A 13,605-nucleotide genomic window follows, 5' to 3' on the forward strand; every position below is an offset into this window, starting at 1 on the left:
TACTAATCTTAGTATGTTTTTATAGATTTATGTAAGTAACGCGGTGGTTGAGTGAACTCTAATACGTTGAAATCAGGTGTTACAGCCCTACTCAACTTTGCGGAGGTGGGAAGACAAAATCAAATTTCTACTAAATTACTGATTTTTTCCCACTATCTTTTGACTGATTCCTACAAGATTAAAGAGTCTTCACATAGGCATCAACAGCTAAGAGTGCATCAGCTACATCTTCTGCTGATATACTAAATGGCATTTGATGAATTGTTTCACCTTCAATGGTTGCTTGCTTACCAACTTTAAGTAATTCATCATAGCTTGCTTGATCAAGATGCATTTCCTTTAATGTCGTTGGCATTTTAATTTGTTGGTAAAAACGAATATACCGATCAATCTCTTCTTTAGGTTTATTTTCCAAGAACAACTGGGTTAATGTCCCATAAGCTACTTTTTCACCATGGGTTAAATGATGAATATCCCCTTCTAAGGCAGTAAACCCATTATGAATAGCATGCGCAGCTGCTAAGCCAGCACTTTCAAAACCTAGACCACTGAGTAGGGTATTGGCTTCGACCACATTTTCAAATGCTTTGGTCACAACTTTTTCTTGGCAACTAGCCATGGCTTGTAAACCATCAGCAAAGAGTGTTCTTTCGCAAGCTTGAGCTATTGCTATTCCTGCTAAGGTTTGGTTGCCAAAAGCCATGGTATCACCATTCTTTTGAAGAACCGCACGTGCTTCAACCCAGGTTGCTAAGCCATCTGCTATCCCAGAGGCTAGCAAACGTGGTGGAGCTTGACAGATAACTTGGGTATCAACCAATACAAGATCTGGGTTTTTTGAATAAAAAATATATTTTTCAAAAGCACCATCGTCTGTATAAATAACTGATAAAGCAGATGTTGGGGCATCCGTTGATGCTACCGTTGGGGCAATGATTAATGGAATATTAAGTTGATCAGCAATAGCTTTGGCACTATCAATTGTTTTACCGCCACCAAGTCCAATGATTAAATCATTTTCCTTATCACGACCAAGCTCAGTAACACGGTTGATTTCATTATCCGATGCTTCACCATTAAAGGCAACATAATTTACAGAAATGTCATGCTCATTGAGGTAAGTTTCAAATTTTTCGCCAACTATCTGATACACTAAGTCATCACATAAGAGAATTGGTTTGACACCTAAATTGAGAATATGCTTATGATTATCAAACAAGGCATTTTTCCCTTGAATATAGCGAGATGGACTAGCAAATACTTTCATAAAAAATCTCCAATCTGTTCCTTTTTATCACATTATATGTGTCTTTGGTTATAGAGGCTTTCCCAATCAGTCCCAAAATCATCCACTGCTTTTTGAATAGAAGGCATTGCAAAACCTGCTTCGAAAACATCTGGACCTGCTGTTATAGCTTGCGCACCTAAAGCAAAGGCTTTGTTTACCTGACCAACATTTTTAAAACTGGCAGCTAAAATTTTACTATCTGAACACTCTCTATCAATCGCTTCGGCTAACTGTCCAATGACAGCTTCTGGATCAATATTTAAATTGTCCATACGATTGTAGTAAGGTGCTAAATAATCGGCACCAGCTTCAATAGCTAATAAACCTTGGAATGTTGTATAGATTGCTGTGGCAGTAATATGATAGCCCTCGGCCTTTAAGGTCTTAATAGCTGCTAATCCTTCAGTTGTTACAGGAATTTTAACAAAAATATCATTTCCGGCCTGACGACGAATTTCAGCAGCATCCTTTAATATCCCCTCATAGTCTTTTGCGACTACTTGAACATGAATAGAAGCTTGATCTCCAATAATAGTACGAACTTCTTTAATACGTTCAAAGAAATCGATATCACCTTCAGCTTTAGCAATTGTCGGATTTGACGTAACTCCAGCCAGGGGTAAAATTTTTGACCATTTTTTGATTGCCTCAAGATTGAGGGTATCTAACATATATTCCATAATACTTTTCCTTTTATAATGTATGTTCAGTCCGTTCGATGATATCATCTTGAGTGGCTTTAGAGAGAACATTAAAGAACGCAGAATAACCAGCCACACGGACAATTAAATCACGGTGTTTTTCAGGATGCTTTTGTGCATCAATGAGTGTGTCACGAGAGACCACATTGTATTGAATGTGATACCCATACAGACGATTGAAGAAGGTTCTTAGAAGGGCCATCAACTTGACTTTATCTTCTTCTTTAGCAAGTGTTTGTGGGTTAACTTTTTGATTTAACAAGACCCCACCGACAATTTCATCTGTCCTTAATTTAGAAACAGATTTAAGAACAGAGGTTGGTCCCTTTTTATCCATACTATGTTCAGGCGAGCAACCTTCAGCAAGAGGTGTTCCCGCATGACGACCATCTGGTGTTGCCAAAGTTCCTTTACCTTGACCAACATTGGCCGAAATAGAAGACGTTCCTGAATAACGGGTACCACCAATAGGACCACGACCATAACGGGTACTTGGATACTTCGCAATCTCATCAATGTAAGTGTCGTAAGCATCTACCACCAAAAGATCTGCATAATCATCGTCATTCCCATATTTAGGAGCATCGTTGATTAGCATTTGGCGGATTTCTTCACCGCGGTCTCCCGCGAAATCGGTCTCCAGAGCATGCCATAATTCTTGAGGGGTCAGTTTCTTCTCCTCAAAGACTAATTTCTTAAGCGCTGCTAAGGAATCAGCAAGGTTGGCAATCCCTACTTGAAGGCCAGAGATAAAGTCATAGACGGCACCGCCTTCTTTCAGAGTCTTCCCACGGCCGATACAATCATCCGTTAAGGCAGAACATAGAATATCTGGGCATTCGCGCTCCAGACCAAGGTCAATGGCATTTTCGACAATAACACTCATCCGAGTAATTTCACGGAGTGTTTCATCCCAGGCTGCTTTCAACTGATTATAAGAGCTCATATCTTTAAAGTAGCCATGTCCCTTTGCAAAGCGTTTACCAGATGATGGATCAACACCATCATTCATAGTGATTAATAGGATTTTAGGGAAGTTGATATAGCTCATTCCTGTACAACGGTAGCCCCATTTACCAGGGACAGCTGTTTCAACACAGCCGATAGCTGAATAGTCATAAGCATCTTCTTCCAAGACACCTTTTTTGATAAAGGATGGAATAATAATTTCATCATTATTCATAGCTGGCATCCCAAATCCAAGTTTCATGACTTCGATACATTCATTCATAAAGTCATTATCTAAGCCTTTATGGTAACGAACAGTCAAGTTTGGTTGTGGTAATTTGGTTTGGGCTACTGAACGCAAGACCATGTATGACATTGGGTTGACGGCATCTTTTTTATCTCTGGTTTGACCACCAATCGTTACATTTTGATACATTGGGCTACCAGCAGATGAGAAAGTATGAGATTGGCTACGCACTTTATTAATGGTCAAGGTTTTAATCCAAAGATTGGTTAAGCGTTCAACAATTGAGTCTTCTGTTTCACGTCCAGCTTCTAAATCTGCTTTGGCATAAGGATACATGTATTGGTCAAAACGTCCATAAGAGAGGGAGTGACCATTTGATTCTATCTGCAAAATACACTGGATAAACCAAACAGATTGGACCGCTTCTGCAAATGTCTCAGCTGGCTCATAAGGCACCTTGTCACAAATACGGGCAATTTCCAAAAGTTCAGCTTTGCGATCAGCCGAAGCCGTTTCAGCCATTTGACGAGCCAACTCCGCATAACGGCGAGAGTAGGTTTTAATGGCATCGATGACGATGAAAATAGAGTCGTAGAAATGATACTTGTCGATATTTTCCGGAACGGTCAAGTCTAAAGCATCTTTTGCTGCATGTGCTCGCTTCTCAAAGTCTTTCAATCCAAACTCAAGGACTTTTTGGTAATTAACAGCTAAGTGGGCATCGCCTGAGTTCATCTTACCTTCCATGCCGAAGAAGCCAGTTTCCATATAGACGTCAACTTCTTTTGGTAAGAGAGCCCCTGCGCGTGCACGAAGGTTATTGTTTTCCCAGAAGGGTGCAATCGACCGTAATTGTTCTTTGGTTTCTTCTGTAATATAGAAGACATCACCATCACGTTTTTCAAAGAGATCCAATTCATTAATAACAAATTCAAGGGTATACTCTGGGAAGATTGGTGCATCTTTGTTTGAAGAAGCTTGGTTTCCAGCAATCAAACTTTCATCTTCAATGTAGATTGACATATGCTCCAAAATATTTTGCAACATATAAGCTCGCTTGAGATTTGCTGGTTTGTCTTGATGTGCTTTATAAGTTTCTGTTACTAGAATAGCACGTTCAGCATCAATATACGGTTTTTTGTCTAAAACAGCCTCGCGGTAAGCTGACATTCTTTTTGTGAGGTTGCCAAAATGGGAAGTTTGTGTTTGGATCATAAGGTTGTCCTCGTTTCTTACGAAATTAATAATGTTTCTTTCGTAACTATTCTATCATATTACTGGAGGCAAGTAAGAGTTTCCAGATGGTAAAATCAAGTTAAAATATTTTGCACATTTGTGCATCACTTTGCAAGCTTAACTTCTTGTTCTAATTCACTTTCATAGGCCATTTTGTCTTGAATTTTGAAAAATGGAAAATAAATGATTGTTGACATGGTTAAAATAATTAATTGAATAAAAGCTCCTTGCCAACCGGCAACCATGAAGCCTGAAATAATAGCTGGGGTTGACCAAGGTAAGGTAACACCAGCAAATGGTTGCATAAAACCAATTGAAATTGCACTGTAAACAATTATCGCTGCAAAAACTGGAACCATAATAAATGGTAGGAACAGCAATGGGTTCATAACCACTGGGAAGCCAAAAACAATTGGCTCATTCACGTTAAACAAAGCTGGGAAAACAGCAACCTTACCTAAAGCTTTATATTGTTTAGATTTTGCAGCAAATAGCATCGCAATAACTAAGCCGAAGGTAATGCCAGATCCTGAGATGATAAGGAAGCTATCCAGAAACTGTTGCGTAACAACGTGTGCACCATTAGACAATGATAATTTACCTGTCGCTAGCATGGCTTTATTGGCATCTAAATTTGAGAGTAATAATGCCGTTACAATACCATTGACAACAGATTGCCCATGGACCCCGAACCACCATAAGAAGGAAATGAAAAAAGCAATACCAATGGCACCATACAAGGAACCTGTTAGCCCTTGAAGTGGCACTTGAATGACGGAGTAAATCATTTCAATAAATGTTCCTCCACCAGTCATCATTTTAGACATAATGTAAACAATCATGGCAAGAATAAAAATTGCAAAAGCAGGAATCATCGCTTCAAATTGTTTAGCAATAGCTTGTGGCACTTGTTCAGGCATCTTAATCACCATGTGTCGTTTGATAAAGAAAGTATAAATAGCTCCTACAGTTAAACCAATAAGAATGGCTCCGATGATCCCTTGTCCACCAAACCAAACTTTACTCATGGCATCACCAATTGGTTCACCTTTTATTGGCACATATGATGATTTTAAAAGAATGAAAAAGGCAGCTAAAGAGAGCACGCCGGCAGGCAATGGCTCAACTTTTGAATTTTTTGCGTAAGAGTAACCAATTGAGAAACAAGAAATCAACCCCATAATGGCAAACGTACCACTGTAAACTTGCATAAAAGGTTCTGTCCAGTTTTTTCCAAGCATATCAGCTAAGGCATTATTTAAGCCTTCAAATGGTAATTGCCCAATAATAAGAAACAAACTACCAACAACCGTTAGGGGTAAAATGGCAAGCATACCATCTTTAAGTGCAATAATTCCACGCATATTAACAAATGTCATAATTGGTGTAATTATTTTTTGTGTATTGACTTGTTTCATGTTAAGCCTCCTACTTGTCAATTAGTGACAATGCTAAATCTAAAACTTTATTACCATCAAGCATGCCATAGTCTGCAAATGAAATAACTGCAATTGGAATGCCATTTTCTTTACAAATTGCTTCTGATTTATCAAGGGTATATGCTACCTGTGGACCAAGAAGAGCAACATCTAGATTTGGGGCATAGTCAGCTAAGTTTCCCTGAGGGTAAGCTTCAATATCACATGCAATACCTCTGTCTTCTGCAGCGATTTTCATGTTATTAACCAACATACCGGTTGAAAAGCCTGCTGCACAAAATAATCCTATCTTAATCATCTTTTTCTCCTTTATTTTAATGGTTTTGTAATTGAAGTTCACGACGCAAATCAATAATTTCTTTGATGAGGTTGATTTCAGTAATTGTCGTCATCAAATGATCTTGTGAATGAATAAATAAAGCCGTAATCTCTGACTTAGTCCCTCTAGCTTCTTGTGCTAGGAACTGTGTTTGCAAATTATGTGCTTCAAGTAAGGCTTGATCGGCCAAAGCAATCTCCTCATCACAGGCTGTAAAATCATCTTTTTTTGCCAATTTTAAGGCTTGGTAGATATGCTGTTTGGCATTACCTGCATCTAAAATAAGCCCCATAATCATTTGATCCGGTATAATAATTTCCATATTAACTCCTTTTATATTAGTTACTACCTTTGATTGCAACCGTTTACATTTTATAATTAAATTTTATCATCGAGGCATTTCTTTAGCAATACTTTAGTGCGATAATTATTTAACTAGCACATTTGTGCTAATTGTTGGATGGTTCGTAATTTTTAAACAATTAGCCTAGCAACTCCTATAAAAAGTCACCTTCTGAATTATCAGAAGGTGACTTTTTTATAAGTTTTACTACTCAGCCAGAAAGTTATTGATTTGCTTATCTCCTTCTAAAGCTAAGACAGCTAAGATCGTTGTTCGATCAGTAACTAAGCAGTTAATAACCCCTGATTTTAAAGCTGCTTGAATCGCTTTTGCCTTCTCAGTCCCACTTGCAATAGCAATAGTCTTAGGAACTTCTCTCAGTTGTTCTAAGTCAATTCCAATTGTTCGATCTTGAAGATTTTGATAGACGGCCTGCCCCTTTTCATTAAAGAAACGGCAACAAATTTCACCGACAGCATCTTGCTGTCGCAACTCCTCATAATCTTCAGCTGTTAACAGATCTCGCCACTGACTTTCTTGTGTTTCATTAGGTTCGCCACCTATTCCGACAATTGCAAGATCTAACTGCTGCCAATCCTTCAAAATTGTTTGAAAATACTTTGAACCGCTTATCCCTTGACTCAGAGCAACATTTTCTTGAATGACCATAGCATTGATAAAAGTACTTTCACCGTGAAAAATACGTGCCAAACGGTAAACAAGGGTATTAACATGATATTTTGCATTAATATGACTTGGTCCACCAGCCAATGGTAAAACTGAAATATCTTTCAATGACTTGCCATCCAATTCATCAATCATACTCGAGATAGAAGACCCCCAAGATAAGCCAACACGGTTACCATCACTAATGGTCTGTCGAACCAATTCAGCCGCTGCCCTAGCAACCTTTGTGAGAACTTCTTCTGGTCTGTCAGATGCGATATCAGCGACCAATTCAATTTTTTCAATCCCATACTTTTGTCTCACGTAGTCTTCAAGTTGAAAAAGTTTGGTATCAAAGTCACTAATTTCAATACGAACAATACCCTCTGACTTTGCCTTAGCAAGATGACGGCAAATAGTTGTTCGATAGATAGATAGTTCTTTCGCAATTTGTGTCTGACTCTTTTCTTCTATGTAGTACATATAAGCAATTTTAGCTAGGAGGCGTTTGCGTTCATCTTTCATCCTAAGCTCCTATCCTATACAAAAATCACGTCGATGCCATTTTCTAGCAAGACTTCCTTATGGTCTGCCTTCAGATGCGAATCGGTGATAACACGCTTAACAGTTTCTAAAGATAGCTGGTGCACTAAACTTGATCGATCAAATTTACTAGAGTCTGTTAGGATGGTAACTTGTTCAGCAGCTTGCGCCATTGCTCTGACACCTTCTGTGCGCATCATGTCTTTCCCCATAAATCCTATCTCAGCATTAAACCCATCTGTTCCAACAAAAACATGTGTCACATGGAATAAGGAAATCATCTCTTTCAACAAGGGACCAACAGTCACCTCTGAATTAGGCTGATAATTACCACCTAACAAAATAATCTGACAGGTTGAATACTGACGGATATAATTAGCAATAAAACAAGAATTCGTAATGATTTTAATATTACGTTTACTTTGACACAAAACTTCTGCCAGCAAAGCACAAGTTGATCCTGATTCAATCATAATGGTATCATTATCATGAACCAATTCTGCTGCTTTCTCAGCAATTTTTTGTTTAACATCGTGATTATAAGACAAACGAACATTTAAATCATCACCACTATTTAACACAGCATAGCCATGTTCTCGTCTTAACAACCCTTTACTTTCTAGCTTATCTAAGTCTTTTCGGATAGTTACCTTTGAAACACCTAATTTCTCAGATAAACTATTGACATCTATCTTCTTTTTTTGGGACACTAATTGGACAATTTCTTCTAATCGATTCATTTTTCTACCTCATTGGTATTGTATCAATTCTAAACGAAATTGAAAAGAAATAATACCTTACGAACGTAATTAAATATTAAAAATTTAATAGTATTCTTATTTTCAACTCCTATCAACTATGCTGTCACCAATTTTCAACAAGGGCATCAGTCATATTTCTTTAGCTATAAAAGCACAATAACCTTCACCACTACAAACTCTGTCTTTACCAAGTCATGTTAGTAAGGTGCTGCATTACTATGAATCATTTACATATTGCCTCACAAAATTAACATAGTTTATAAACTTTCATTTGTAAATAACATTGTTTTTTTCGTAATTATTTTCCATCTATTTCTTCAATAAAAGCAATAGTTTTCCAGTCAAATCGAAAGCAAAAGATATTGCACGAAAGTGCAATATCTTTTTATCTTATTTCTATCTCCCGTAATACTTGTCTCCATCCAAGGCGAGAACTGCTAGAATGGTTTCACGATCAGTGATTAGATAATTCATAAAACCTGCTCTAAGTGCCGCAAGCAGAGCCTGTGTCTTTTCAGCCCCTCTTGCAATGGCGATGGTTTTGGGAACCATCGTCAACTGTTCAATAGTAATTCCAATGGTCCTATCTTGCAGTGAACTACAGACCTTGATACCTTTTTTATTATAAAACCGATAAGAAACTTCACCAATAGCTTGCTCTTCTTGAAGATTCTTATAGTCCTTATCTGTCAATAAATCTCGCCACTGACTAGTTTCATTCTTATCAAGCTCACCACCTATGCCAACAATTGCCATATTCAGATGTGACCATTTTTGTAACGTATTTTTATAGTAGCCTGATGACTTAAATGCTTCTACCGCAACAGTATTTTCTTGGATAACTTTTTCATTGATAAAAACACTCTTTGCCTTCAAATCTTTTGCTAATCGATAAATTAAACTATTGACATGCAAATGTGCATTAACATGACTAGGTCCACCTCCTAAAGGAAGAACAACCACATCATTGGTGACTTTTGCTTCAAAATGATCGATCATAGCACTAAGGGAACTCCCCCAGGATAAGCCAATTCTGTCTCCATCTTCAATTAAGTTACGAACAATTTCTGCAGCGGCTTTACCCATTTTTTGTAAGAGTAAGGTGTCGTCGTCTTCTGGACTATTGGCAATAATTTCGATATTTTCCAATAAATATTTTTCTTTCACATATTCTTCAAGTGCAAAAAGCTCTGTATCATAACCTTTTAAAGTAACCTGAACAATACCTTCTTCCTTTGCTTTTGCCAGCATGCGACAAACTGTGGTTCGATAAATACCCATTTCTTTTGAGATTTGGGTCTGACTTTTCTCTTTGACATGATGCATGTAAGCAATTTTGGCTATCAGCCGTCTTCGTTCTTCTCTCATGATTGCAGAATCTCACCTTCTACTTTTAAACACCGTCACATTGATGATCCCTCAACAGTCCCTTATCACCTGACTGTCAGTGACAATAGGATGGCACAACTATAGAGGCACATTAAGCCATCTCATTTTCTAATAAAGAATCGGTAACTGTAATACTTTTGAAAGACTATTACCATCAACTTTACTAGTCTATTCATATAGTTAGCTTCACCATTAATTGTATCAATTCTCTTTCAAAATGAAAAGAAGTAAAAGCTTTCGAACGTAATTGATTTATTTACGTATATCTGTTATGATATCGGTATAGGAAAGGAAAATTCCATTATGGCAAAAGAAGGTATCGTATTTAATATTCAACATTTTAGCATCCATGACGGCCCTGGTATTCGGACTACCGTATTTTTAAAAGGGTGCCCCTTACTCTGTCCTTGGTGTGCCAATCCCGAATCTCAAAAAAGGGAACCCGAGAACATGCTAAAAGCAGACGGGCAGTCCTACGAAACTGTTGGCCAAGTCAAGACCATTGACCAAATAATGGAAGAAGTACTGAAAGATCGCGATTTTTATGAGGAATCAGGCGGTGGTCTAACACTCTCTGGTGGGGAAATATTTGCCCAATTTGCTTTTGCTAAAGAAATTCTAGCGAAAGCAAAAGAAGAGGGACTTCATACTGCCATTGAAACGACTGCCTACACCAATCACAGTCGCTTTGTTGAGTTAATCCAATATGTTGATTTCATCTATACTGACCTAAAGCACTATGATAACAGCAGACACCGTGAGGTAACCGGGGTAGCAAACGATGTGATCATCAAAAATATCCACTATGCTTTTAAAAGTGGCAAAACTATCGTCCTTCGCATCCCCATTATTCCACATTTTAATGATAGCTTGGAAGATGCTGAAGCTTTTTCCAAACTCTTTAACGACCTAGACATCAATCAAGTTCAACTCCTCCCCTTCCATCAATTTGGCGAAAACAAGTATAAACTACTTGGAAGAGACTACACCATGTCAGATGTTGCAGCCTACCACCCTGAAGATCTAGAAGAATATCAGCAAGTCTTTCTCAATCACAATATTCATTGTTATTTTTAACAAAAAATCCTATTATAGCTACGACATTACTCGTAACAATAATAAGGATTTTTTATATGTATCAGTTGATTGGTTCTAAACCAACTTCTTATTTAGTGCCTTCATATTTGCTTCTTATAGCTTCGACACTTTTACCTTTCGCCAACCAATCTACTAACTTATCCAGGCGTCGGATTTCTTGCATGGTTGAGTCTGCAATGGATTCTATCTGGACACCACAAATTTTCCCCGTGATATTTTCCCGGTAGGGTGTATAGGCCGGGCCTTGATTAATAAAATCCCCATAAGTTATTTCTGACGTTTTAAGCGCCACAATTTGCTCCAAAGAGTAGCCAGTTAACCAAGAAATCAGTTGGTTCAAGTCTTCTTGACTCGCCCCTTTCCGTTCCACTTTAGCAGCTAAAGCTTTATAGATACTCTGAAAAGACATCTGGTATACGCGATGTGTCATAAATCACCTCTTTTTTAAACCTATTGTAACATAGTCTGTGACAAACAAAAAATAAAGTCTCTATAATTTCCGTAGTGGATACGACACTACGGAAATTATAGGACTTTTTTGATGAAAGGATAGCTACTCAGGACAGTCACATCATCATAATGCCTCAGTGCTACAGTTGTAGCACCAAACTGAAGAATCCTTTTTAGATAACTTCTTCCAAAAGAAGAAATATGAGCTAGCCTGATTAATCATTAGAAATTGAATTACGACTTGATAATCTTTCTCCTAGCTTTGTTGGGCCCCATAAACGCGTACTTTCATTGCGACCAGTCCATGGTTTATGTGGAGCAAAATCTACATTATCTCCCTCATCATAAGTTCCTGGTTCCCAAAGACGTTTTGACGGATCTGGTTTTTCAAAATAGTAAAACGGTTCACGTGGTTTGTATTGATTCTCTGTTGTTAACTTACCTGGTGTCCAGAGGCGATCACTTTCGTTACGACGAGATTGTGGTTTATGTTTGTCAAACTCGTCATTATTAGCCTCATCATAAGTTCCTGCTTGCCAGAAGCGACGACTCATATCCGGAAATGGCGGATAGTAAAATGGCTCACGTGGTTCGTATTGGTGTTCTGTTGTTAACTTACCTGGTGTCCACAGACGTTTTGAATCGTCCCTTCCTTTCAATTCTGAACGTTTATCGTGATCTTTGTTACCTTGTGTTCCATATGTTCCCGGTTTCCATAATTTACGACTCATATCTAATTTTGGTGCTGGTGTTGATTCCGGTTTAAACACGAATGGGTCACGTGGTTTGTATTGATTCTCTGTTGTTAACTTACCTGGTGTCCACAGACGTTTTGAGTCGTCTCTTCCTTTCAATTCTGAACGTTTGTCGTGATCTTTGTTACCTTGTGTTCCATATGTTCCCGGTTTCCATAATTTACGACTCATATCTAATTTTGGTGCTGGTGTTGATTCCGGTTTAAACACGAATGGGGCACGTGGTTTATGTTGGTTCTCTGTTGTCAACTTACCTGGTGTCCATAAACGTTTTGCGTCATCTCTTCCATTCAACTCTGAACGTTTATCGTTGCTACCATTGCTTGCAGTACCATACTTACCTGGTTGCCAGAAGCGCTTAGTATAGTCTATTGGTTCATATTTAGGAAACTTTCTGTTTGCTAACTTACCTGGTGTCCACAAACGGTCTGATTCTTGGCGAGCTTCTGGGCTCTTATGTGGTTTATTTTTACCGTAACCTTCTAGGATTCCACCTGCTTGCCATAAGCGTTTTGTTAAATCTGGTGTTTGATCTTTTGGCGCTGGTATTGATTCCGGTTTAAACACAAATGGGGCACGTGGTTTATGTTGGTTCTCTGTTGTCAACTTACCTGGTGTCCACAAACGGTCTGATTCTTGACGGGCTTCTGGGCTCTTATGTGGTGCATTGTTTTCATTCCCTTTTGTTAAGCCATTTGGTGTCCACAGATCTTTAGTTGTATCTACAGGTTTTTCAAGATAGTTTGGTTTTAACAAATCATTTGCATTCCAAAGTCTATCCTTCAACTCATGTTTATAGGGTACATGATCAGGGTTATCTTTTTGCCCTTTCAAAAACCCTTCTGGTGTCCAGAATTCTTTCGTCATATCAATACCAGACGTGCTTACCTTGCCTGTACTATCAGACGATTCTGAACTTGTAACAACCGCAGTTGCTTCTTCTGTTACTGAATCAACTTGGACGTCATTGGCACTAACAGCAGTACTGACAAAAAAAGCACCTAGCATTACAGATGCCAGACCAAGTTTGTATTTTCTCAATGAAAATCGTTGTTTTTGAGTCATTTTCATAACTCCTCTCTTTCCTTTTTATAATTATTACGAGGCAAACAAAAAAATCCATTAATTAGATATCAAGTTCATTAGCGCCCCATTAGTATTATTATAAAACGTTAAGGAGTTGAGTGGAAGTTCTTTTTTTTAAAACAGTTTGAAGTTCTTGAACGATTAGTTTATAAGAGTTTGATAACTATTAGATAAAGAAATAAAGTGTCATTTCTTGCATCAAAATGTTAAGAATGCATACTTTCATACTAACCTAATGATAGAAAGATAGATAATTATTTTAATTAATTTTTTAATCAAATCACACAAAAAGACTGCCTAATCTTAATAAGATAAGGCAATCTTTAATTTTTGCTA

Annotated in this window: 12 protein-coding genes; 1 reads left to right on the forward strand and 11 read right to left on the reverse strand. The window is 37.9% G+C overall.

The window, feature by feature from the left end; genetic code table 11:
- Nucleotides 1–178: 178 nt before the first annotated feature.
- The 9 genes from ACVRZD_RS05510 to ACVRZD_RS05550 all read right to left on the reverse strand — a co-directional run bounded on the left by ACVRZD_RS05510 (nucleotide 179) and on the right by ACVRZD_RS05550 (nucleotide 9,859).
- Nucleotides 179–1,267, reverse strand: a complete 1,089-nt coding sequence (locus tag ACVRZD_RS05510) for a glycerol dehydrogenase (protein ID WP_447450344.1) — start codon at nucleotides 1,265–1,267, stop codon at nucleotides 179–181.
- A gap of 32 nt (nucleotides 1,268–1,299) precedes the next feature.
- Nucleotides 1,300–1,968 (reverse strand): fructose-6-phosphate aldolase, encoded by a 669-nt coding sequence (locus ACVRZD_RS05515; RefSeq protein WP_037626381.1) that lies wholly within the window; start codon nucleotides 1,966–1,968, stop codon nucleotides 1,300–1,302.
- A 13-nt stretch (nucleotides 1,969–1,981) separates the two neighbouring features.
- Complete coding sequence (locus ACVRZD_RS05520) at nucleotides 1,982–4,399, reverse strand: glycyl radical protein (protein WP_037626379.1); 2,418 nt, start codon at nucleotides 4,397–4,399, stop codon at nucleotides 1,982–1,984.
- A 125-nt stretch (nucleotides 4,400–4,524) separates the two neighbouring features.
- Nucleotides 4,525–5,838 (reverse strand): PTS sugar transporter subunit IIC, encoded by a 1,314-nt coding sequence (locus ACVRZD_RS05525; RefSeq protein WP_037626377.1) that lies wholly within the window; start codon nucleotides 5,836–5,838, stop codon nucleotides 4,525–4,527.
- 10 nt (nucleotides 5,839–5,848) lie between these two features.
- Nucleotides 5,849–6,157: a PTS sugar transporter subunit IIB gene (locus ACVRZD_RS05530; protein WP_037626375.1), complete on the reverse strand. Its 309-nt coding sequence runs from the start codon at nucleotides 6,155–6,157 to the stop codon at nucleotides 5,849–5,851.
- A gap of 16 nt (nucleotides 6,158–6,173) precedes the next feature.
- Nucleotides 6,174–6,500, reverse strand: a complete 327-nt coding sequence (locus ACVRZD_RS05535; protein WP_037626373.1) for a PTS lactose/cellobiose transporter subunit IIA — start codon at nucleotides 6,498–6,500, stop codon at nucleotides 6,174–6,176.
- 228 nt (nucleotides 6,501–6,728) lie between these two features.
- Complete coding sequence (locus tag ACVRZD_RS05540) at nucleotides 6,729–7,712, reverse strand: sugar-binding transcriptional regulator (RefSeq protein ID WP_037626371.1); 984 nt, start codon at nucleotides 7,710–7,712, stop codon at nucleotides 6,729–6,731.
- 14 nt (nucleotides 7,713–7,726) lie between these two features.
- A complete protein-coding gene (locus ACVRZD_RS05545) occupies nucleotides 7,727–8,470 on the reverse strand; it encodes a DeoR/GlpR family DNA-binding transcription regulator (protein ID WP_037626369.1) in 744 nt (247 codons plus the stop codon).
- 417 nt (nucleotides 8,471–8,887) lie between these two features.
- A complete protein-coding gene (locus ACVRZD_RS05550; RefSeq protein WP_037626367.1) occupies nucleotides 8,888–9,859 on the reverse strand; it encodes a sugar-binding transcriptional regulator in 972 nt (323 codons plus the stop codon).
- Nucleotides 9,860–10,183: 324 nt separating this feature from the next.
- On the opposite strand from ACVRZD_RS05550, the gene ACVRZD_RS05555 reads away from it, so the two are divergent.
- Entirely contained in the window at nucleotides 10,184–10,957 is a 774-nt protein-coding gene (locus ACVRZD_RS05555; protein WP_447450345.1) for a glycyl-radical enzyme activating protein, read from the forward strand.
- Between the two features lie 88 nt (nucleotides 10,958–11,045).
- On the opposite strand, the gene ACVRZD_RS05560 is transcribed toward ACVRZD_RS05555, so the two are convergent.
- Both ACVRZD_RS05560 and ACVRZD_RS05565 read right to left on the reverse strand, forming a co-directional pair.
- Entirely contained in the window at nucleotides 11,046–11,408 is a 363-nt protein-coding gene (locus ACVRZD_RS05560) for a DUF2200 family protein (RefSeq protein WP_037626365.1), read from the reverse strand.
- A gap of 235 nt (nucleotides 11,409–11,643) precedes the next feature.
- A complete protein-coding gene (locus ACVRZD_RS05565; protein WP_447450346.1) occupies nucleotides 11,644–13,248 on the reverse strand; it encodes a YSIRK-type signal peptide-containing protein in 1,605 nt (534 codons plus the stop codon).
- Nucleotides 13,249–13,605 lie beyond the last annotated feature (357 nt).

The sequence above is a fragment of the Streptococcus hongkongensis genome, from assembly GCF_053206145.1.